The organism is Actinocorallia sp. B10E7, assembly GCF_039871655.1.
Lineage (GTDB): Bacteria > Actinomycetota > Actinomycetes > Streptosporangiales > Streptosporangiaceae > Actinocorallia.
In genome coordinates this window covers 238,125-259,795 of the sequence record NZ_JBDPLZ010000007.1, presented here as the reverse complement: position 1 = coordinate 259,795, position 21,671 = coordinate 238,125, and the positions used below count along the sequence as shown (strand labels likewise).

The following is a 21,671-nucleotide window of genomic DNA, read 5'->3' as shown; positions in this document are numbered from 1 at the left end:
TGATGGGGGCAGGCGCGAGGACAGGAGGTCGGGACCATGGCCGTGGCGACGGAGGACATCCGGTTCACGCGGGGGCTTCTCAACGTCTCCGACGCCTCCCGCTACCTGGGGATCGCGAGGTCCACCTTTCAGGGATGGGCGAACGACGGCGGGGACGGTCCGCCGCTGCTGCACACCCTCGCTCCCCGGCCACGCCGGGCGAGCGTCACGTTCGTGGCGTTCGCCGAAGCGCATGTGCTCAAGGCGCTGAGCGCCGCCGGAGTGCGTCCGCAGCGGATCCGGCCCGCGCTGAAGCGGCTCCAGAACGAGTTCGGCCGGGACTACGTGCTCATCGCACCCGAGCTGGCGACCGACGGGATCGACGTGCTGTGGGACTTCTCCCGCAGTCCCGAGGGCGAGGGACTGATCGAGGGTGCGACCGGCCAGCGGGTCATGAGAGAGATCGTCGAGGACTATCTGCAGTACGTCACCAGGGACGAGGACGGATACCCGCGCCTCATCGAGTTGATGACGTTCCTCCCCTCCAAAGCCGTCATCGACCCCTGGCGTGCCTTCGGGCAGCCGATCTTCCCGAGGTCGGGCACCAGGGTGGGGGATGTGGCCGCGATGCTGAGCGCGGGCGAGGATCCCGAGGTGGTGGCCGATGAGCTCGACGTCACCTCCGAGGAGGTCCGGGCCGCCGCACGCGTCCTCCTAGGCCGGAGAGCCGCCTGAGTTCTACCTCGACGAGAACAGTGCGGGAAAGAGCGTCCGCAGATGCCTGACGGACCTGGGCTACCGGGTCCACACGCCTGGAGAGCTGTACGAGTCCTGGTCCGAGGCCCGCGGTCAGCGGGATGAGGACTGGCTTCCCCTCGTCGGAACCCGGGGCTGGTCGGTGATCGGAAGTGATCTGAAGATCTTCGAAAGGCCCGCGGAACTTCTCGCCTACCGGCAGGCCAAAGTCAGCGTCTTCCTGCTGCCCGGCCAATCCCGGGTCGACCAGAGGCTCGCGCTGCTCGAAACATGCCTGGCCGACATGTGCGTGGCATGCATCCGCAAGGAAGTCGGAGTCTGGCGCCTGACCCTCCACGGCATCAAGCCCTACGAGCCCCCGAGAACCGGGAGAAGGGCTCGCCCCCGGAGGTGATACGCCGGAGCTCGGCTCAGGAACCGACTCCTCCGGTCGCTCGCGCGTGGTTTTTGGGCGTTGTGATGCGCGTCACTCGGATTTAACGTCAAGCAAGGACATCACGGATGGATTTTTCTTCCGGTCTGGAGTGACGCCCCTCGCCCCCCAGGAGACCCCATGCGTCGCAGATCCCGCTCCCTCGCCCTCGCCGCCGCGTTCACGTTCGGCTTCGCCGCCGTCACCTCCGCACCCGCCCCGGCGACGGCCGCGCCGACGGCGGACTCCGCCGTCTGGCCGTACTCGGTGCTGCCGGGCTTCGACCCCCTCGCGCCGTCGTCCGACCCGGTCGCGTTGACGGACGCGCCGCGCGACCTCGACGTCACCTACACCTACGACGGTGAGACCCGCACGTTGAAGGACTACCTGCGGCGCACCGCCCAGGGGTTCGTCGTCCTCGACGGCGACAAGGTCGTGAACGAGTGGTACGCGTTCGGCTACACCAAGAGTTCGCTGTTCCAGTCGTGGTCCGCGGGCAAGTCGTTCACGTCCGACGCCGTCGGGGCCGCCCTGGACGAAGGCAGGATCCACTCCCTGGACGACACCGTCGAGACCTACGTGCCCGAACTGGCCGGAACCACTTACGGGCCCGTGACGCTGCGGAACCTGCTGCGCATGTCGTCGGGCATCGTCTGGGACGAGTCGGCCGATGACGTCCCCCTGCACGTGTCCGTCAGCATGGGCTGGCAGTCGACCCTGCAGTTCGCGGCGGCCCGCAAGAAGGCCTGGAACCAGGGAACCAAGTTCAACTACAGCAGCATGGACTCCGCGGTCCTCGCTCTCGTCGTCCAGAAGGCCACCGGTAACCCGTTCTTCCGCTACGTCCAGGAGAAGATCTGGGCTCCCTCCGGGATGACGTCCACCGCCTACGTCGGCAACGACTCGCGCGGCAACGGACTCGGCTACTGCTGCATCTACGCGACAGTCCGCGACTTCGCCCTCTTCGGCAAGATGATGCTCGACAACGGCGTCGTCAAGGGCCGCCGTGTCCTCTCCACCTCCTGGGTCACCGAGGCCACCACCCCGTCCGGCGTCCACTCCCGCTACGGACTGCACTGGTGGCTCGACCCCGGTGAGGGCTTCTACGCCAGTGGCCTCGGAGACCAGAAGGTCTACGTCTCCACCCGCCACAACGTCGTCATAGCCCGCAACACCTTCCTCAACCTCGAGGGAGGCGACACGCTCCCGGCCCTGCGCGCCGTCGCCGCCGCGGTGGCCGGCGCCCGCTCGGGGGCCTGACCGTCAGGAGAGGACGACGCGGGCGATGGCTCCGGGCCCGGGGCCGGAGCGGGCGAGCCGCTCGCCCTCGCGGGACCAGACGCCCGAACCCCCCGCGGTGCGGTCGTAGCCCTGGCCGGTGGGCCCGGCGAAGCTGGAGAGGGCCACCGGGACGCCGTAGGCGGCCGCTATGCGGGGGGCGCGTTCGGCGGAGCGGGAGGTTTCCTCGGAGTCCAGCACGGACGCGACGTAGACGTCCATGCCGAGGGCCGCCGTGTCGGCGGGGTGCTGCGGGGTCCCCATGTCCTTGCAGATGGCGAGGCCGAGCCGCCAGCCGTCGACGTCGAGGACGGCCGGCGCGGGCCCCGGCGTGAAGAGCTCGGCTTCGGGCCCGTCCATCCACTGCTTGCGATAGGCGATGGTGACGCCGGTGCCCTCGACGGCCAGGGTGGCGATGTGGAGGCGGCCCTCCTCACCCCGCACCGGAGCGCCCGCCAGCGCCAGCGAACCCGTCTCCGCGCACGCCTCGACGACGGCCGCCAGCCCGGGATCGTCCGGGGAGAGAGCGGGAGCGCCGAACTCGTACCCCGTCAGGGAGAGCTCGGGGAAGACGACGACACGGGCGCGCGCGGCGCGGATCGCATCCGCGTGCGCCGCCGCGTTCGCCTCCACGTCGCGGGCCGTACAGAGAGGCTGGGCAACGGCGATGACGAGCGGTTCACGCACAGGGGATCCAAGGAGTCTCAGGTCGACCGGGGCCGGCCGGTCAGGGAGCAGAAGGGGGCCCGGGCTGCTGGGGAGGGGAGACGGGCGCGTACGGCTGGGGGCCGGGGCGGCTTGCCGCGAGCGGTGCCTGCTGGACCGGCTGGAAGTGGGGGTGGAGGCCCGGAGCCTGGTAGGCGGAGGTGTTCGGGGGGAGGAAGACGGCCGGGGACGGGGGCTCGACGGGGACGTGCTGGCCGGTCTTGCGGAGGTGGGCCTCGCGGCGGGAGCGGCGTTCGGCGAGGCGGTGCTCCTCGCGGCGGCGGCGTTCGGCGAGGACGGCCATGAGGAGGAGCTCCGGGGGGACGCCGGGGGGCGGAGGCGGGGTGAGGAGGGGCGCGAACCCGGCGGCGAGGCGGGCGCCGAGGCGTTCGCGGACGTCGGGGAGGAGCTCGTTGTAGCGCTGCAGGTACTGGCGGGCGCTGAGCGCCTGGTCGTCGGTGATCTGGGAGAGTTCCAGGGCGGCGGCCCAGGAGGCCAGGGCGGGGGGCATCTGGGCGACGGGGCCGCGGACCGTCTCGGCGGCGACCCGATCCTGGATGACCATGGTGCCGGCGAAGACGTCGCCCAGCCGGCGGCCCCGGTGGTCGAACAGGGAACACAGGAGCGCCGGAGCGCCCGCGAACATGAAGAACTCCACGAAGCCCGTCAGGGAGCGCATCAGCGCCTGGCGGAAGCGCACCACTCCGCCGTCCACGGCGACCGTGCGCAGGCCGAGGGCCATCTTCCCGACGGTCTTGCCGCGGGTGGCCGTCTCCATGACGGCGGGGTAGCCGACGATGCTCCCGACGGTGACCACGATGCCCAGCCCGATCGCCACGGCCTCGTCGGCGAACAGCACCGCGAACTGCACCACCTGCCCGAGCGTGGCCATCAGCGAGAACATGATCGCCAGATCGAGGAGGAGGGCGATGGCCCGGCTCGCCAGACGGGCGGGCCGGATGTCCAGCGCGACCGCCTCACCCGTCACCAGCTCACCGGGAATGACCGTCATGCGGCCCAGTATGCCCGCCATCGGCTGTCCTCAGGGCTCGTGTCCGCGGAGCCCGGTAGATTCCTGCCTGTGGATGTCGACGCCTATGTTGCCGCGCACAACGCCGAATGGCTCCGCCTGGAGTATCTGATCAACCGCACGGGGAAGCTGGACGGTGCGGAGATCGACGAACTGGTCGAGCTCTACCAGCGGGCGGCCACCCACCTGTCGGTGGTGCGTTCGGCCTCGCCGGACCCGCTGGTCATCGGGCGGCTGTCGTCGCTGGTGGCGCGCGGCAGGGCCGCCGTCTCCGGTGCGAGCGCCCCGATGTGGCGGGACGCCGCCCGGCTGATCACGGTGTCGTTCCCCGGGGTGGTCTACCGGCAGCGCCGGTGGTGGCTGGGCTGCGCGCTGCTGGGCAACCTGCTGGCGCTGGCCGTCGCTTTCTGGGTGGCGGGGAACCCGGAGGTTCAGGCGGCCGTCGGCCCCGATTACGAGATCAAGAAGCTGGTCGAAGAGGACTTCGCGAACTACTACACCGAGCACGAGGCGGGAGCGTTCGCCTTCCAGGTGTGGGTGAACAACGCCTGGGTGTCGGCGCAGGCCATCGCCTTCGGCATCCTGCTGGGCATCCCGACGCTGTACGTCCTGGTGCTCAACCAGCTGAACCTCGGCCTGGTCGGCGGGCTCATGGCCGCCCACGGCAAGACCGACATCTTCTTCGGCCTGATCCTGCCGCACGGCCTGCTGGAGCTGACCGCCGTCTACGTGGCGTGCGGCGTCGGCCTCAAGCTCGGCTGGACGATCATCGACCCGGGGCACCGCCCGCGCGGACGCGCCCTGGCAGAGGAGGGCCGCGCGGCGATGAGCGTCGTGCTCGGCCTCATCGGGGTGCTGCTGGTCTCGGGCGCGATCGAGGGCTTCGTCACCGGCTGGGTGCACACCACCTGGCTGCGCATCGGCATCGGCGTGGTGGCCGAGGCGGCGTTCCTGACCTACGTGTGGTTCTTCGGCCGCCGCGCGGTGGCGGCGGGCGACACCGGAGACGCGGCCGAGACCCCCGACCTCGCCCCGGTGTCCGCCTGACGGACTGGTCTAGGGAGCGACCCCCAGACCCCCAGACCTCAGGTGATCTCCAGCAGTTTCTCGCGGACGGCGTAGACGACGGCCTCCATCCGGGAGTGCAGCTGCAGCTTCTCCAGGATGTTGCGGATGTGGTTCTTCACCGTGTTCTCGGAGATGAACAGCTCCCGGGCGATCTCCCGGTTGCCCAGGCCTCGCGCCACCAGGCGCAGGACCTCCATCTCGCGGTCGGTCAGCCGCGGCGCGGGCACCTGCTGCTGCCGTTCCTCGGACCGTTTGGCCAGCGCGGTGAACTCGGAGATCAGTTTGGACGCCATCGACGGGCTGATCAGCGACTGCCCGCCGTGCACCGCCCTGACCGCCTGGGGCACCTCGTCGATGGCTATCTCCTTGAGCAGATAGCCGGTGGCGCCCGCCTTGAGCGCCTCGAAGAGGTCCTCCTCCTCGTCGCTGATCGTCAGCATGACGATCTTCGCGCTGGGCACGGCCTCCTTGATGGCCGCGCACGCCTCGATGCCGCCCCGGCGGGGCATCCGGATGTCCATGAGGATCACGTCCGGTGTCAGGTCGCGTGCCTTCTGGACGGCTTCCAGCCCGTCACCGCCCTCGCCGATCACTTCGATGCCGGATTCTCCGGACAGGACCATCTCCAGTCCCCTCCGGAACAGGGCATGGTCGTCCACGATCAGGACTCGGATCGGATCGGTGCGAGGTTCGGGGATCTCGCTCACTCTTCCTCCCCCATATGGGTTGCCTAGATCATGGCACGGCGAGGGCGGTTACGGGTTGCTCACACTAGATTACTCCTCGATGAGACGGATGACCCCGTAGTCCCACCCGCGCCGCCGGTAGACGACGCTGGGCCGGCCACTCTTCTTGTCACGGAACAGGAAGAAGTCGTGTCCGACAAGTTCCATTTCGTAGAGAGCTTGCTGGATGTCCATGGGCTCGGCCTGGTGGGACTTCTCCCGGACGATGATGGGACCGTTCCCGTCCATCGGGATGTTGAGGAGCTTCTCCTCCAGGTCGGGCCGCTCGAAGACCGTCTCCTCGGACTCGGCCCGGGCCGACTCGACCGACGGCTCGGCGGCCGTCAGCGGGGAGGGCTCGAGAGGGGTCGGCATCGGTTCGATGCCGCTGTACTTGGCGGGCGTGCGCGAGCCGTGGTGGATCTTGCGGCGGTCGGCGGCTCGGCGCATGCGGGTGTCGAGCTTGTCGAGGGCGACGTCGAGCGCGCCGTAGCGGTCGTCGGCGGCGGCCTCGGCCCGGATCACCGGGCCCTTGGAGCGGACGGTCAGTTCGACCCGCTCCCGCTGCCCGGCCTGGCGGGGGTTGCGTTCCTCGCTCACCTCCACGTCCACCTGGATGATCTTCGAGTCGAGCTTTTCGAACTTGGCGAGCTTGCTGTCGACGTGCCGCCGGAAGCGGTCGTTCACGTCCGTCCGCCGGCCCCTCACGGTGATGTCCAACTTCGGACCCCCCTTCTCTGTTGAGACAACGGACAGTCCGGAATCAAGAGTTCCAGATGTTTCCGTCAATGGAGGAGCACCCACCCGGCCGACCTGGTCTTCGACCCCACAATCGCCTGCTGAGAGGCTCGCAGCCCATGCCACTACTGCTCTTCTCCCGTGACGGCGGATATCTGATCCGCCGGCGGGGCAGGACTTACTTCTAAGCCGCACCGTGATCACTCGACAAAAAGTCGGCTTACGTGGACCGTTTCGCCTGCGACTGGCATCGGCTAGCTCGGTACGAGGTCTCCCTGCGGAGAGCCGCGAACCGGCGCAACCACGGACCCGGGTGGGTGCCATGTCAGAACGCTAGCCCCTCCCGCCCCGAATGTCATCGGGGAGCGGTGCGGCAAATCTCACCTATCGCGCTCGCGGCGCGAAGAAACTCCCCGGGGCCCGCCACCTGGGACGTTGGTCGCCCAGTTATATGGGCATAAGTTGCTTTCCATAATCTTGGTTGCTTATAGATAATTGCGAGATTTACTAGGTTCTGTTCGGGCGAGGACCACCGCCCCTTCCAGCACCGCACCCGCCTCGCGCAGGGCCCGCCCCGCCTCCGCCAGCGACGCGCCCGTCGTCACCACGTCGTCCACCAGGAGCACGGCGGCCCCCTCCACCGGGCGCGTCACCCGCAACGCACCCGCCAGGTTGGCCCGCCGCGCCGCCGCGCCCAGCCCCGCCTGGTCGAAGGTGCCCCGCCGCTGCCGCAGCACCGGGACGCACCGCACCGGCCACCCCGAGCCGCGCAGGACGGCGGCGGCGGCCTCGGCCATCAGGAGCGTGGCGTCGCGCCCCCGCCGCCGCACCGCCCGCCCGGAAGAGGGCACGGGGACGAGCAGCAGGGGACCCGCCGGTCTCCACCGGGCCGCCACCAGCGCCGCCAGAGCCCGCCCCAGCGGGACGGACAGCGCGGCGCGCCCCTTTTCCTTGTGGGCCAGGACCAGCGCGCGCAGGGCCCCCTCGTAGGCTCCCAGCGCCCACACGGGAGGCCCGCCGGCCACCGCGAACCCCGGCCCCGCCAGGCGGGCGGCGCACCCCGCGCACACCTCGGCTCCCGGCGCCCGGCAGCCCGCGCAGCGGGAGGGCAGCAGCAACTCCACAAGCGCGCCGAACACACCCCCATCCTCACCGGGGGGAGTGACAGAACGGCGGGCCGGGCCGATCCGGGCCCGGGTCAGCCCGGGTAGGTGGGGGAGGACCCGGCGATCCCGCAGTCCCAGGTGCTGAACCGGGGGTCCTCGTTGAGCGACTGCAGGCAGGTGGTCGGCGCCTGGTTCTGCTTGCCCGGGTCGATGCCCAGCATGATCTCCTTGCCGGGCGCCGCCGTGATGCTCACCGGCGTGCCCTCGAAGCTCCCGCCGATCGCCTGGACCGCCCCGCCGCTGATCGGCACCAGGTAGGGCAGGATGCTCGTCGAGGCGCCCGCCGTGCCCAGCACCGCCAGCGTGTCGGCGTCACGCCAGGCCAGGTCGACCACCGAGCCCAGCTCGGCGTTGATCGAGTGGAAGCCCAGAGAGTACGCGCCGCTCCCGGACGCGCCGGGCATGATCCGGCCGATCTGGATCTCGGTCTGGGAGCCGTCGCCGATCAGCGCGGCCACCCGCACCCCGTCCCGCGCCACACGCAGCGCCTTGATCTGCTGGCCGCCGCGCAGCTCCGGCGGGGAGGCCAGCCTCAAGGCCCTGGCCTGGCCCGGGGCCAGCATCCACACCGTGGACGAGCGGCCCTTGTTCTGCACGATCCACAGGTTCCCCGAACGGTCCCAGGACGGGCGCAGCAGTGTCGCGCCCTTCTCGGCCTTCAGCACCTGCCTGACCTGGCCGCCCCCGCTCAGGTCCCCCACGTACAGGGTCTGCCCGGAGATCCCGGCGAACTGCTGGCCGTTCAGCGACACCGCCGCGTCCCGGAACGTGTGGTCGCGCAGCGACGGGACGGGCACCGCCATGTTGCCCTGGAGCAGCGCGAGCCGACCGGACTCGGCGAGCAGGTACTGGGACTCGCCGGTGACCCTGCTGGGGGCGTCCGGCCCGCGGTCCTCCCAGCGGCCCTTGTCCTGGACGACGATGCCGTCGCTGGTCCGCCGGGTGCGGCCGTCGATCTGCAGCCGCATCGTCCGGATCTCGGTGAGCTGCCCCAGCGTCCACATCAGCTGCGCCGACATCTGGTCGACGTCGCCCGCCGCCGCCTCCCGGCTGAGGTTCACGACGGCGGAGTCCTCCTCCAGCCGCACCTTGCCCAGCAGCTGAGTGCCCTCGGGGAAGGAGGAGACCACCGCGCCGTCCAGCCACGGCGTGGTCTTGCTCAGCAGCGACTTCACCAGCTGGCTGGGCAGATCCGAGCGGTTGAGCAGCGGCAGGAACACCGGGTCGGGCACCAGGGACTGCCGGTCCGGCGCGAAGTAGTACAGGTTCGTGGTGCGGAAGACCCGGTCGACGTCGCTGCGGAAGAGCACCAGTTCGTTCGGCTGCCCGACGATCCGCCAGCGGCCCGGCGCCACCTCCTTGAGGAAGAACGTCACCTCGTGCTCGGGCAGGTTCAGCGCCTCGTACTGGCCCGAGGAGCTGATCTGGCCGAGCCGGTCGCCGTAGAGCCGGACCGTGGCCTCCTTGTCCTCCTCGCTGACGGGTATCAGCGTGGGGGAGGAGGCTTCCGGGTCGTCCAGGACCGTCACCGGCGGGCGCACGTCCGGCTTCCAGGATCCGCCCTCGGCCAGGTAGGCGCGCATCGACTCGTGGTCGTTGTCGAAGTTCGCCATCGCCACGAGGTAGCCGAGCACCACCTTGTCGGGGGGCCAGCCGTCCTGGGGCTGGGTGGGGACCACCCGGACATAGGGCTCGTCGAAGGTCTCGGTGCGCTCGCCGTTGTCCTTCGCGGGCCCCCAGCCGCCCGTCGGCATGCTCGCGCAGCCCGACAGGCAGGAGACCGCCAGGACCGCGGCGATGAGGCGCTTCACTCGGTGACCTCCAGATCGGCGAGGTCGGCCCGGTTCAGCTCGACCTCGGCGGGGACCAGCGGAAGAGGCGAGCCGCGCAGCTCCGCCCCGGCCTTGCGCGGCAGCGACAGCCGGAACTGGGAGCCCACCCCGGGCTCGCCCCAGGCCTGGAGCCAGCCGCCGTGCAGCTGGGCGTCCTCCCGGGAGATCGACAGGCCGAGGCCGGTGCCGCCGATGGTGCGGGCCCGCGACGGGTCGGCCCGCCAGAACCGGTCGAACACCATCTGGGCCTGGCCCGGCTTCAGGCCGGTGCCGTGGTCGCGGACGGCCAGAGCCACCGCGTCGCGGTCGGCGGCGACGGTGACCACGATGTCCCTGCCCTCGCCGTGCTCGATGGCGTTGAACAGCAGGTTGCGCAGGATCCGGGCGATCCGGCGGCGGTCCACCTCGGCCATGCACGCCTCGCCCGGCAGCTTGAGGACGAGCTTGCTGCCGCGCCGCTCCGCCACGTCCTGCACGTCGTCGACGGCGGCCAGCACCAGGTCGCGCACGTCCACCGACTCGGCGTCCAGGGTGGCCGCGCCCGCGTCGTGCCGGCTGATCTCCAGCAGGTCCGCCAACAGCGACTCGAACCGCTCCATCTGGCTCTGCAGCAGCTCCGCGGACCTGGCCACCATCGCCTGGAAGTCCTCGCGGTTCTCGTACAGCATGTCCGCGGCGATCTTCATGGTGGTGAGCGGGGTGCGCAGCTCGTGCGAGACGTCGGAGACGAACTGGCGCTGCACCTGCGACAGCCCCTCCAACTCGTAGATCTTCTCCTGCAGGGTGGTGGCCATGTCGTTGAAGGAGCGGCCGAGCTTGGCCAGGTCGTCCTCGCCGCGCACCTTCATGCGCTCCTCCAGGCGCCCGGCCGCCAGCCGCTCGGCGGACTGCGCGGCCAGCCGCACCGGGATGACGATCTGCCGGGTCACCACCGAGGCGATCGCCGCGAGCAGCAGCACCAGCGCCACGCCCACGCCGACCATGGTGCGCTGGACGAAGACGAGCGTGCGCTGCTCCTGCTTGAGCGGGAACAGGTAGTACAACTCGTACGGGCCGTCCTTGGCGCCGGCGATCAGCGCCGCCTCGTCGTCGTGGTACTGCCGGATGAGCTCGCCGATCCGCCAGACCTTGGCGCCGGGCTCGGCGTTGATGTCCTCGGTGAGCTGGCGCGGGATGCTCACCGGATCGAGGTCGTTGGTGGGCAGCCCGCCGTTGGTCTCCTCGTTGGTGTTGCGCAGGTAGACCTCGTAGCGGCCGGACGGGCCGCTGCGCGCGGCGAGCTCCCTGGCCACCTTCTCGGTCACCCGGTCGCCCTGGGTGCGCTTGAGGATGCCCAGGCCCTCGTTGAGCTGCTGGATCGCCGACTCGCCCCGGCTCTCCAGCAGCGCGGTGGTGATCTGCTGCATCAGGAAGACGCCGAGGACGACCGCGACGATCGTGGAGAGCAGCAGGGTGGTGGTGACCACGCGGACCTGGATGGATCTGCGCCAGCGCACGTACGAGCGGCGCCACAGCCCGCGGACGAGCCGCAGGAGGGTGGTCTTCATGGGGGGACCCTTCGCCGGGGCGCCGTGAACGCCGGAAACTAGGCCGGGCCGGCCTTGTAACCCACGCCTCGTACGGTGACGACGATCTCCGGACGTTCCGGGTCCTTCTCGATCTTGGCGCGGAGCCGCTGGACGTGCACGTTGACCAGACGGGTGTCGGCCGCGTGCCGGTAGCCCCACACCTGCTCCAGCAGGACCTCGCGGGTGAACACCTGGCGCGGCTTGCGGGCCAGCGCCACCAGGAGGTCGAACTCCAGGGGGGTCAACGGGATGTGCTTGTCCCCGCGCTTGACCGAGTGGCCGGCGACGTCGATGGAGATGTCGCCGATCTGCAGGGTCTCGGGCGCGGGCTCGTCGGTGCGGCGCAGCCGCGCGCGCACCCGGGCCACCAGCTCCTTCGGTTTGAAGGGCTTGACCACGTAGTCGTCCGCGCCCGACTCCAGGCCGAGCACCACGTCGACGGTGTCGCTCTTGGCGGTCAGCATGACGATCGGCACGCCCGACTCGGCCCGGATCTGCCGGCACACGTCGATGCCGTCCGCCCCCGGAAGCATCAGGTCCAGCAGGACGAGGTCGGGCCGGGTCTCCCGGAACGCCTCGAGGGCCTTGTCGCCGTCATGCACGAACGACGGCTCGAAGCCCTCGCCGCGCAGCACGATGCCGAGCATCTCTGCGAGCGCCAGGTCGTCATCGACGACCAGTACACGTCCTCTCATGCGCCCTCATCGCCGTTCTGTTGGAGGCCGTCATCGCCAGTCGAGCCAGGTTACCCGCGTTTTACCAGTGCCGGGGTCCCTAATCGGGGAAACACCGGTGATCTCCCGGCTACGCCATGTACTCTGCGTTCCGATTCGCCTACGACACGCGATATTTGCACCACCTGGGGAGGGGCTGGCGTTGGGAATCTCCTGGATATAAGGACACATGGCAGGATGGCCCCGTGCGAGTCGACCGGGCCGAACTGCTCGGCGGGGAGATCCCGCTGCGGCCGCTCAGTGTGTCCGAAACGCTGGACGCGGCGCTGGCCGTGCTGCGCCGATCACCGCGCGCGGTGCTCGGCCCGGCCGCGGCCATGGTGAGCGTCCTCCAGATCCTGCTGACCGTCACCGGCTACTTCTTCATCGGGGGCTCCGACGAGTACACCCCGGGCCTCCTGCTCCGCTCGGTGGGCGGGCAGTTGACGCTGGCCGGGATCGGCGCGGTGGGGTCCGCGCTGGTCGTCCTGGTGCTGGCCGGGCTGCTCGCCCCGGTGATCGCCCGCTCCTCCTTCGGGCAGCCGGTCGCCTTCCGCGGCGTCTGGCGGGACGCGCGGCCCCGGCTGGGAGGCCTCGCCGCGGTGGCGGCGGTGCTCGGGCTCGGCGTCCCCCTGCTGGGCGCGCTGGTGCTGACGCCGTTCGTCGTGGTCGCCGGCGGCGGCGGCCCGACGCCGCTCGCCGTGCTGCTGGGCGTCCTGGGCTTCCCGCTGATGCTGGTGGTCGCCGTCTGGCTGTACACGCGGTACGTGCTGGCCGCGCCCGCCGTCGTGCTGGAGCGCCGCGGCGTCCGCGCGGCGCTCGCGACGTCCGCGCGGCTGGTCGGCGGGCAGTGGTGGAGGACGTTCCTCCTCCTGCTGCTCACCGCGGTCCTCACCGCCTTCATGGGGATGATCCTGCAGGTGCCGTTCCTGGTCGGAGGGATGCTGTTCTTCGGCATGGAGCCGGAGGGCTGGCAGGCGGTGGCCGCGCTGGCCGTCGAGACCCTCGGCCAGATCGTGTCGCTGACGGTCGTCGCGCCGTTCGACGCGGCGGTGATCGCGCTGCTCTACCTGGACCGGCGGCACCGGCGGGAGGGCCTGGACCTGGAGCTCCAGCAGCGCGACGAGGTGCCCGACGAGGACTTCCTGGCCCTGTGGGCGAGGCGGTGAATCCGATGAGCCCGAGGAACCCGATGAGCCCGATGAGCCTCCTGGACCCGGTGGACCGGGAGACGGCGCGCCGGATGGCCGAGGACGAGCTGGAGAAGCCCGTCTACCACCGTGACCGTCCCTCCTTCATCGACAAGGCGCTCGACCAGGTCGAGGAGTGGCTGAAGGAGATCATGCCGGACGCCCCGGGCCCCGGTCCCGGCCAGGGCGGCGGCTCGTTCACGCTGGTGATCCTGCTCCTGCTGGCGGTCGTGCTGATCGCCGCGGTGTGGTGGTGGATGCGCGGGCGCGGCAACGTCAAGTCCGGCAGGGCGCTGCTGGAGGACGTGCCGAGCCGGGCGGCCGACCACCGGGCGGCGGCCGAGGCGCACGCCGCGGAGGAACGCTGGGCCGAGGCGATCAGGGAACGGCTGCGGGCGATCGCCCGGGATCTGGAGGAACGCGCGATCCTCGACCCGCGGCCCGGGCGCACCGCCCGGGAACTGGCCGTCGAGGTCGGCGCGGTCCTTCCCGTGGACCTCGCTCCTGGGACGCGGGTGTTCGACGACGTCTGGTACGGGGACAGGCCCGGCACGGCCGAGGGCTACCAGTTGCTGACCGGCCTGGACCAGGCGGTCCAGGCGGCCCGGCCCCGGCCCTTGGAGGCGGTGTGACGAAGCCCGTGACGGGTGTGGTGGGCGCGGCGGGTCCGGAGAGCGCCGCGCAGGTCGCCGGACGGCGGGTGCGGCGCTGGCGCGGGATCGTCCTGACGGTCCTCGCCCTGGCCGTGGTCGCGGTCCTGCTGGCGGCGCTCCGGCCGGAGGAGACCGGCGGATACCTCGACCCCGAGTCCCCCGACGGCGTCGGCAGCCGCGCCCTGGTGGAGATCACGCGCCGGAACGGGACGCCGGTGACCACGGTCAGGACGGCCGAAGAGGCGAGGCTGATGGCGGTCCGCGGCTTCTCGCTGGTCGTGGTGCGCAGCGAGCGGCTCACCGACGAGGACCTGGAGGAGCTGGCCGCGGCGCCCGGGAACCTGCTGCTGGTCGAGCCGACGGACGCCGCGCTCGAGGCGCTCGCGCCCGGCGTCCTCCGCGCCACGTCCGCGGCCGGGACGGCCGAGCCATCCTGCACGCTCGCCGAGGCACAGGCCGCGGGGAGGGTCTCCTTCGGCGGCTCCCATGTCTTCACGGCCCCCGGCGGGGCGGTCTCCTGCTATCCCGCGGGAGACGAGAAGCTGCCCCGGCTCGTCCGCCTCGCCGTCGGGGACAGGACCGTCACGGTGCTGGGCTCCGGCGAGCCCCTCGTCAACGACGAGCTGTTGGAGGAGGGCAACGCCGCCCTCGGCATGAGCCTCCTCTCCGCCGGTGAACGGGTCGCCTGGCTGATGCCGGACCTGCCCGTCGAGGAGGAGGCCGGCGACAAGAGCCTGGGCGAGCTCGTCCCGCCCGGCGTCTCCCTCTTCTTCTGGCAGCTGTTCGTCGCGGTGGTGCTGCTGGCCCTGTGGCGGGCCCGCCGCCTCGGCCCGGTGGTGGTCGAGCGCCTGCCGGTGGCCGTCCGCTCGGCCGAGACGGTCGAGGGCAGGTCCCGCCTCTACCGCGCCGCGCGGGCCCGTGACCGGGCGGCCCTCGCCCTGCGCGAGTCGGCGCGGGAACGCCTCGTCCCCCTTCTGGGCCTTCCGCGCAGTGCCGCCACCGATCTCGGCAAAGCCCAAGAAATCGCCACTCTGGTGGCATCACGTACAGGATGGGACCACCAGACCGCCTCCTGGGCGCTGTACGGTCCTGATCCGGTGGACGACACGGAGCTCGTCCGGCTGGCCGACCTTTTGGACGATCTAGAGAAACGACTGCGATGAGCGACGAGACAGTGATCGACACGGGGCTTCCCGTGGCGGATGCCAGGCGTTCCCTTGCCGCGTTGCGCGGGGAGGTCGCCAAGGCCGTGGTCGGGCAGGACGCGGTGGTCACCGGGCTGGTGATCGCGCTGCTGTGCAGGGGCCATGTGCTGCTGGAAGGGGTGCCCGGGGTCGCCAAGACGCTGCTGGTGCGGACGCTGGCGCAGGCGCTGGACCTGGAGTTCAAACGGGTGCAGTTCACCCCCGACCTGATGCCGGGCGACGTGACGGGATCGCTGATCTACGACGCGAGGTCGGCGGAGTTCGAGTTCCGGAGGGGGCCCGTCTTCACCAACCTGCTGCTGGCGGACGAGATCAACAGGACGCCGCCCAAGACGCAGGCGTCGCTGCTGGAGGCGATGGAGGAGCGGCAGGTGTCGGTGGACGGCACGCCGTTCGCGCTGCCCGACCCGTTCGTCGTCTGCGCCACCCAGAACCCGATCGAGTACGAGGGCACGTACCCGCTGCCGGAGGCGCAGCTGGACAGGTTCCTGCTGAAGCTGACGGTCCCGCTGCCCACCCGGGACGAGGAGATCGGCGTGGTGCAGCGCCACGCGACGGGCTTCGACCCGCGCGACCTGTCGGCGATCAGCCCCGTCGCGGGCGCGACCGACCTCGAAGCGGGACGTGAGGCCGTCCGCCATCTGCACGTGGACCAGAAGGTCATCGCCTACATCGTCGACCTCTGCCGGGCCACCCGGGAGTCCCCCTCACTGCAGCTCGGCGCGTCTCCGCGCGGCGCGACGGCGTTGCTGAACACCTCGCGGGCCTGGGCGTGGCTGTCGGGACGCGACTACGTCACCCCGGACGACGTGAAGGCGCTGGCGCGGCCCACCCTGCGGCACCGCATCCAGCTCCGTCCGGAGGCCGAACTCGAAGGCGCCACGGCGGACGGGGTGCTCGAAGGGGTGCTGACGACCGTCCCCACGCCGCGGTAATGGCGCTCACCGGACGGGTCGGGCTGCTGGCGCTGCTGGCCGCGGTGCTGCCGCTGTTCTTCCCGTATGGATGGGTGATCGGCGCGATCATCGGGGTGCTCGCCGTGGCCGTGGCCGTGGACTTCGCGCTCGCGGGGAACGTCCGCAAGCTGGTGCTGCACCGTTCGGGCGACACCAATGTCCGTCTGGGGGAGTCCGCCTCCGTCGGGCTGGTGGTGGAGAACCTCGGCACGAGGCGGGTGCGCGCGGTGGTGCGAGACGCCTGGCCGCCGAGCGCCGGGGCCTCTCCCCGGACGGCCGAGATCACGCTGCCCCCGGGAGAGCGGCGGCGCGTCGACGTGACGCTGACCCCGACACGGCGCGGCGACAGGTCGCCGGTGTCGGTCACCGTCCGCTCCACCGGCCCGCTGGGGCTGGCGGCTCGGCAGCTGACGCGGCCTTCGCCGTGGACGCTCCGGGTTCTTCCGGCTTTTCCCTCGCGTCGGCATCTGCCCGCGAAACTCCGGAAGCTTCGGGAACTGACGGGCCAGCACGTCGCGCTGATCCGCGGCCAGGGCACCGAGTTCGACTCCCTGCGCGAGTACGTCGCCGGCGACGACGTCCGCTCGATCGACTGGCGGGCCACCGCGCGGCGCGGGGACGTCGTCGTGCGGACCTGGCGTCCGGAACGGGACAGGCGGATCTTCCTCATCCTCGACACCGGCCGCACCTCGGCCGGGCGGGTCGGCGACATCCCCCGGCTGGACTGCTCGATGGACGCGGCGCTCCTGCTGGGCGCGCTGGCCTCGCGGGCCGGCGACCGGGTGGACCTGCTCGCCTACGACCGGCGGGTGCGGGCCAGGGTCGAGGGGGTGCCGCGCACGGAGCTGCTGCCCGCGATGGTGCGGGCGATGGCCCCGCTGGAGCCGGAGCTGATCGAGTCGGACGCGGCCGGGATGGTCTCGGCGCTGCTGGCCCGCTCCCGCCAGCGCAGCCTCGTCGTCCTGCTCACCGAACTGAACGCCGCGGCCCTGGAGGAGGGGCTGATCCCGCTGCTGCCGCGGCTCACCTCCCGGCACCTGGTGATGATCGCCGCGGTGTCCGACCCGAGGGTGGAGGAGATGGCCGCGGCGCGCGGGGACCTGGCGGCCGTCTACGACGCGGCGGCGGCCGAGCGGGCGCGCGGCGAGCGGCGGCGGATCACCGCCGAGCTGCGCGGATACGGGGTCGAGGTGGTGGACGCCCCGCCGGACGCGCTGGCTCCGGCCCTGGCCGACGCCTATCTGGCGTTGAAGGCCGCCGGCCGCCTGTGATACTGACCGTAAGCGGCCACCGGGCCGTATGTGCGGGGAACCGTGCCCGCCGCCGGTCCGTTTGCCCACAGGAACGAATTGCGCGCGAGGGTGACCTGCACCATCCTGGACCTCACCTAGGATGGACAGGCTAAGAGTGGTATGCGCGACAGGGGTTCCCACCCACGTGCGGCTATCCGATCTGCAAGGAGCTTCCGAGAGTGCCAGCTGTCATCGACAAGATTCTTCGCGCAGGCGAAGGCAAGGTCCTGCGCAAGCTCAAGCGGATCGCCAACCAGGTGAACTCCATCGAAGAGGATTTCACCGACATGACGGACGAGCAGCTGCGGGGGCTCACCGAGGTCTACCGGGAGCGCCTGGCGGACGGCGAGACGCTGGACGACCTGCTCCCCGAGGCGTTCGCGACCGCCCGCGAGGCGGCCCGGCGGGTGCTGGGCCAGCGGCACTTCGACGTCCAGATCATGGGTGGGGCGGCGCTGCACCTGGGGAACATCGCCGAGATGAAGACCGGTGAGGGCAAGACCCTCACCTGCGTGCTCCCGGCCTACCTGAACGCGCTGTCCGGCAAGGGCGTGCACGTCATCACGGTCAACGACTACCTGGCCAAGCGCGACGCCGAGTGGATGGGCCGCGTGCACCAGTTCCTCGGTCTCGAGGTCGGCGTGATCCTGGCGAACATGTCGCCGGAGGAGCGCCACAAGGCCTACAACGCCGACATCACCTACGGCACGAACAACGAGTTCGGCTTCGACTACCTGCGCGACAACATGGCCTGGTCGCTGGAGGAGTGCGTCCAGCGCGGCCACAACTTCGCGATCGTCGACGAGGTCGACTCCATCCTCATCGACGAGGCCCGCACGCCGCTGATCATCTCCGGCCCCGGCGACCAGAACTCCAAGTGGTTCGCCGAGTTCGCCAAGATCGTGCCCCGGCTGAAGAAGGCCTCCGACAAGGAGTCCGACGACGGCGACTACCAGGTCGACGAGAAGAAGCGCACCGTCGGCATCCTGGAGTCCGGCGTCGAGAAGGTCGAGGACTGGCTCGGCATCGACAACCTCTACGACTCCGTCAACACCCCGCTGGTCGGCTTCCTGAACAACGCCCTCAAGGCCAAGGAGCTGTACAAGAAGGACAAGGACTACGTCGTCATGAACGGCGAGGTCCTGATCGTCGACGAGTTCACCGGACGCATCCTGCAGGGCCGCCGCTACAACGAGGGCATGCACCAGGCCATCGAGGCCAAGGAGGGCGTGGCGATCAAGGACGAGAACCAGACGCTCGCCACGATCACCCTCCAGAACTACTTCCGCCTCTACTCCAAGCTCGGCGGCATGACCGGCACCGCGCAGACCGAGGCGTCGGAGTTCAACAAGATCTACAAGCTCGGGGTCATCCCGATCCCGACCAACCGCCCGATGCAGCGCCTCGACGTCGCCGACGTGGTCTACAAGACCGAGGACGCCAAGTTCGAGGCGGTCGTCGAGGACATCGAGGAGCGGCACGCCAAGGGCCAGCCGGTCCTGGTCGGCACCACCTCGGTGGCCAAGTCCGAGAAGCTGTCGAAGATGCTGCGCCGCCGCGGCATCCCGCACGAGGTGCTCAACGCCAAGCACCACGAGCGGGAGTCGGCGATCGTCGCCGAGGCCGGGCGCAAGGGCGCGGTCACCGTGGCCACCAACATGGCCGGCCGTGGCACCGACATCATGCTCGGCGGCAACCCCGAGTTCCGCGCCGACCTCGAGCTGCACCGCCGGGGCCTGTCCCCGCTGGAGACCCCCGAGGAGTACGAGGCGGCCTGGCCCGAGGCGCTGGAGAAGGCCAAGGAGGACGTCAAGGGCGAGCACGAGATCGTCGCCGAGGCCGGCGGCCTGTACGTGCTGGGCACCGAGCGCCACGAGTCCCGCCGGATCGACAACCAGCTGCGCGGCCGCTCCGGCCGTCAGGGCGACCCGGGCGAGTCCCGGTTCTACCTGTCGCTGGAGGACGACCTGATGCGGCTGTTCAACTCCGCCCGGGTCGAGATGATCATGAACCGGCTGAACATCCCGGACGACCAGCCGATCGAGGCCAAGATCGTCTCGTCCGCGATCAAGTCGGCCCAGCACCAGGTCGAGCAGCAGAACTTCGAGATCCGCAAGAACGTCCTGAAGTACGACGAGGTCCTCAACCGCCAGCGTCAGGTGATCTACGCCGAGCGCCGCCGGGTGCTGGAGGGCGCCGACCTGCACGAGCAGATCCGGCACATGATCGACGAGGTCGTCGACGGCTACGTCGCCGGCGCCACGGCCGAGGGCTTCGCCGAGGAGTGGGACCTCGAGAAGCTGTGGAAGGCCTTCGGGCAGCTCTACCCGATCAGCGTCACCATCGACGAGGTGGTCGAGGAGGCCGGCGGCGAGGTGCAGAACCTCAGCGCCGAGGGACTGGCCGACCGCGTCCGCGAGGACGCGCAGGCCGCCTACGACAAGCGCGAGGCCGAGCTCGGCGGGGAGGTCATGCGCGAGCTGGAGCGCCGTGTCGTGCTGACCGTCCTGGACCGCAAGTGGCGTGAGCACCTGTATGAGATGGACTACCTCCAGGAGGGCATCGGCCTGCGCGCCATGGCGCAGCGCGACCCGCTGGTGGAGTACCAGCGCGAGGGCTACGACATGTTCGCGGCGATGATGGAGGCGATCAAGGAGGAGTCGGTCGGCTACCTCTACCACCTCGAGGTCGAGGTCGAGGAGCAGCCCGCCGCCAAGGTCGGCGCGGCCCCGGTCGCCGTCGCCGCCACCGGCGGACCGTCCCTGGACAAGCCCGAGCCCGCCGAGCTCGACTTCTCCGGCCCCGACGAGCAGGGCGGGGTGGAGCACCACACCGAAGAGCTCGGCAAGGGCGAAGAGGTCTCCCGCAACGACCCCTGCCCCTGCGGCAGCGGCAAGAAGTACAAGCGCTGCCACGGCGGCCGCCGCTGACGCCTTCGGAGTGATCTCCACGACCGCCGCCCGTCCTTCCGGACGGGCGGCGGTCGTGTTTCCTCTCCGCCGTCCCGCCGCCCGGCGGGCTCGGGCGGCGGGACGCGATCCTTCGTCCGGACCGGTGGGGGCCGGGAGCCGGGCGGGGATCAGGAGGGAATGACGGTCTCCAGGGCCGCGCACTTCCAGCGGCCGCGCAGGAGGACCAGGCGCAGGGCGATGGGCTGGATCCGGCCGCCGATCACGACGGTGGCGGTGATCTCGGCGACGCCGTCGCGGGGCTCCTGGATGCGGCGGTTGCGGATGCGGGGGGCGCCGGGGCGGATCGGCAGGCGGTCGCGGGGGCGGGACGCCTGCCTGGTGAGGGCGCCGGCCAGCTCGGCGGTGGCCAGGGAGGCCAGCTGCTGGAAGGGGCGGCGGCCGGCGAAGACCTCGGCGGCCACCCAGATCACCCGGTCGGCGGCGGGTCCGAGCTCCTCGACGCCGCCGGGGGCGCCCCGGGCGTGCTCTTCGCAGGGATAGGGCTTGAAGGCGAGGCTCCCGCCGGTCTCCGGCGTCCAGTCCTCGCGGGCCGTGACGTCCATGACCGAGACCAGACGGACCACTCGCAAGCGCGGCATGAGACCTCCTCTCGACGCGCGCGCCCTGTGCGCGCGCATCTGACAGAGGGTCGGGAGCGCCCCGCTGATACGGGCGGCCCGGTAAATTCCGCGTCATGCCGGGGAAGGGCCGGGGTCTCAGCGGGAGCGGGCGAGGCTGGTGTGGAGCTGGTAGCGGTCCGCGCGGTAGGTGGACTCGGTGAGCTCGGCGCAGAGGGAGTTCTGGTAGGAGCGGCGGTGCAGCAGCAGGACCGGGCTGCCGTGGGGGAGGTGGAGGAGTTCGGCGTCGCCGGGGGCGACGATGCTCGCCTCCACGGTCTGGTCGCCGGAGTCGAAGACGATGCCGTAGCGGCGTTCCAGGAGGTCGTAGAGGGACTGCCCCTGGGTGCGGACGGTCAACAGGTCGGGGGCGAGGGCGGCGGGGATGTGGCAGCGCTCCAGGGCCATGGGGGTGCCGTCCGCGGTGCGCAGCCGTTCGATGATGTGCACGGGGGAGCCGGGGGCGACGCCGAGGCCCTTGGCCACGTGGCCGAGGGCCGGGACGGTGCGCTGGTCGAGGTCGACGGAGCCGGGCCTCATGCCGCGCGCCTGCATCTCGGCGGTGAAGGAGGAGCTCAACCGCAGCGGCATGTCGATCTTGGGGCGGGCGACGAAGGTGCCCTTGCCCGGCACGCGGTACAGCCTGCCCTCCGCGACGAGCTGGTCCACCGCCTGGCGGACGGTCATGCGGGACAGGCCGTAGCTCTGGCACAGCTCCCGTTCGGACGGCATGGGCGCGTCGGCTCCGAGCCCCGCCTCGTCGATCAGGTCGAGGAGGCGACCGCGTAGCTGGACGTATTTCGGCACCGGGCTGGAGGCGTCGATGGCGGTCAAGTC

Annotated in this window: 20 protein-coding genes; 10 read left to right on the top strand and 10 right to left on the bottom strand. The window is 71.0% G+C overall.

Annotated elements, in window-relative coordinates; translation table 11 throughout:
• Positions 1–36 precede the first annotated feature (36 nt).
• The 3 genes from ABGB12_RS25025 to ABGB12_RS25015 all read left to right on the top strand — a co-directional run bounded on the left by ABGB12_RS25025 (position 37) and on the right by ABGB12_RS25015 (position 2,407).
• The gene (locus tag ABGB12_RS25025; RefSeq protein WP_347681881.1) at positions 37–714 is read left to right on the top strand and encodes a DUF433 domain-containing protein; all 678 of its coding nucleotides are present in this window, start codon (positions 37–39) and stop codon (positions 712–714) included.
• Between the two features lie 46 nt (positions 715–760).
• Positions 761–1,129 (top strand): hypothetical protein, encoded by a 369-nt coding sequence (locus tag ABGB12_RS25020; RefSeq protein ID WP_347681963.1) that lies wholly within the window; start codon positions 761–763, stop codon positions 1,127–1,129.
• 159 nt (positions 1,130–1,288) lie between these two features.
• Positions 1,289–2,407: a serine hydrolase domain-containing protein gene (locus ABGB12_RS25015; protein WP_347681880.1), complete on the top strand. Its 1,119-nt coding sequence runs from the start codon at positions 1,289–1,291 to the stop codon at positions 2,405–2,407.
• 3 nt (positions 2,408–2,410) lie between these two features.
• Here the strand turns inward: ABGB12_RS25015 and ABGB12_RS25010 are convergent, their stop codons facing one another.
• Positions 2,411–3,112, bottom strand: a complete 702-nt coding sequence (locus ABGB12_RS25010; RefSeq protein WP_347681879.1) for a carbon-nitrogen hydrolase family protein — start codon at positions 3,110–3,112, stop codon at positions 2,411–2,413.
• A gap of 40 nt (positions 3,113–3,152) precedes the next feature.
• Positions 3,153–4,142 (bottom strand): RDD family protein, encoded by a 990-nt coding sequence (locus ABGB12_RS25005; protein WP_347681878.1) that lies wholly within the window; start codon positions 4,140–4,142, stop codon positions 3,153–3,155.
• Positions 4,143–4,211: 69 nt separating this feature from the next.
• Here ABGB12_RS25005 and ABGB12_RS25000 point away from each other — a divergent pair, with 69 nt between their 5' ends.
• The gene (locus ABGB12_RS25000) at positions 4,212–5,207 is read left to right on the top strand and encodes a stage II sporulation protein M (protein WP_347681877.1); all 996 of its coding nucleotides are present in this window, start codon (positions 4,212–4,214) and stop codon (positions 5,205–5,207) included.
• 38 nt (positions 5,208–5,245) lie between these two features.
• Here ABGB12_RS25000 and ABGB12_RS24995 read toward each other — a convergent pair whose 3' ends face one another.
• From ABGB12_RS24995 to mtrA, 6 genes are all read right to left on the bottom strand, one after another.
• Positions 5,246–5,935, bottom strand: coding sequence for a response regulator transcription factor (locus tag ABGB12_RS24995; RefSeq protein WP_347681876.1), 690 nt, complete (start codon positions 5,933–5,935; stop codon positions 5,246–5,248).
• A gap of 69 nt (positions 5,936–6,004) precedes the next feature.
• Positions 6,005–6,673 carry a ribosome-associated translation inhibitor RaiA gene (gene raiA / locus ABGB12_RS24990; RefSeq protein WP_347681875.1) on the bottom strand — a complete coding sequence of 223 codons (669 nt, stop codon included), beginning with the start codon at positions 6,671–6,673 and terminating at the stop codon, positions 6,005–6,007.
• A 503-nt stretch (positions 6,674–7,176) separates the two neighbouring features.
• Positions 7,177–7,830 carry a phosphoribosyltransferase family protein gene (locus ABGB12_RS24985; protein WP_347681874.1) on the bottom strand — a complete coding sequence of 218 codons (654 nt, stop codon included), beginning with the start codon at positions 7,828–7,830 and terminating at the stop codon, positions 7,177–7,179.
• 59 nt (positions 7,831–7,889) lie between these two features.
• Positions 7,890–9,668 (bottom strand): LpqB family beta-propeller domain-containing protein, encoded by a 1,779-nt coding sequence (locus tag ABGB12_RS24980; protein ID WP_347681873.1) that lies wholly within the window; start codon positions 9,666–9,668, stop codon positions 7,890–7,892.
• Positions 9,665–11,236, bottom strand: coding sequence for an MtrAB system histidine kinase MtrB (gene mtrB / locus ABGB12_RS24975; protein ID WP_347681872.1), 1,572 nt, complete (start codon positions 11,234–11,236; stop codon positions 9,665–9,667). Before mtrB ends, ABGB12_RS24980 begins: the two co-directional genes overlap by 4 nt.
• Positions 11,237–11,274: 38 nt before the next feature.
• Complete coding sequence (gene mtrA / locus ABGB12_RS24970) at positions 11,275–11,952, bottom strand: MtrAB system response regulator MtrA (RefSeq protein ID WP_106397618.1); 678 nt, start codon at positions 11,950–11,952, stop codon at positions 11,275–11,277.
• A 224-nt stretch (positions 11,953–12,176) separates the two neighbouring features.
• On the opposite strand from mtrA, the gene ABGB12_RS24965 reads away from it, so the two are divergent.
• From ABGB12_RS24965 to secA, 6 genes are all read left to right on the top strand, one after another.
• A complete protein-coding gene (locus tag ABGB12_RS24965; RefSeq protein ID WP_347681871.1) occupies positions 12,177–13,139 on the top strand; it encodes a glycerophosphoryl diester phosphodiesterase membrane domain-containing protein in 963 nt (320 codons plus the stop codon).
• A gap of 23 nt (positions 13,140–13,162) precedes the next feature.
• The gene (locus tag ABGB12_RS24960; RefSeq protein WP_347681870.1) at positions 13,163–13,792 is read left to right on the top strand and encodes a DUF4129 domain-containing protein; all 630 of its coding nucleotides are present in this window, start codon (positions 13,163–13,165) and stop codon (positions 13,790–13,792) included.
• Positions 13,789–14,976, top strand: a complete 1,188-nt coding sequence (locus ABGB12_RS24955; protein ID WP_347681869.1) for a DUF4350 domain-containing protein — start codon at positions 13,789–13,791, stop codon at positions 14,974–14,976. The genes ABGB12_RS24960 and ABGB12_RS24955 overlap by 4 nt, the downstream gene beginning before the upstream one ends.
• Positions 14,973–15,953: a MoxR family ATPase gene (locus ABGB12_RS24950; protein ID WP_347681868.1), complete on the top strand. Its 981-nt coding sequence runs from the start codon at positions 14,973–14,975 to the stop codon at positions 15,951–15,953. The genes ABGB12_RS24955 and ABGB12_RS24950 overlap by 4 nt, the downstream gene beginning before the upstream one ends.
• Entirely contained in the window at positions 15,953–17,245 is a 1,293-nt protein-coding gene (locus ABGB12_RS24945; RefSeq protein WP_347681867.1) for a DUF58 domain-containing protein, read from the top strand. Before ABGB12_RS24950 ends, ABGB12_RS24945 begins: the two co-directional genes overlap by 1 nt.
• Positions 17,246–17,445: 200 nt before the next feature.
• Entirely contained in the window at positions 17,446–20,196 is a 2,751-nt protein-coding gene (gene secA, locus ABGB12_RS24940; RefSeq protein WP_347681866.1) for a preprotein translocase subunit SecA, read from the top strand.
• Positions 20,197–20,345: 149 nt separating this feature from the next.
• Here secA and ABGB12_RS24935 read toward each other — a convergent pair whose 3' ends face one another.
• Positions 20,346–20,816 carry an Rv3235 family protein gene (locus ABGB12_RS24935; RefSeq protein ID WP_347681865.1) on the bottom strand — a complete coding sequence of 157 codons (471 nt, stop codon included), beginning with the start codon at positions 20,814–20,816 and terminating at the stop codon, positions 20,346–20,348.
• 117 nt (positions 20,817–20,933) lie between these two features.
• The gene (locus tag ABGB12_RS24930; protein ID WP_347681864.1) at positions 20,934–21,668 is read right to left on the bottom strand and encodes a GntR family transcriptional regulator; all 735 of its coding nucleotides are present in this window, start codon (positions 21,666–21,668) and stop codon (positions 20,934–20,936) included.
• Positions 21,669–21,671 lie beyond the last annotated feature (3 nt).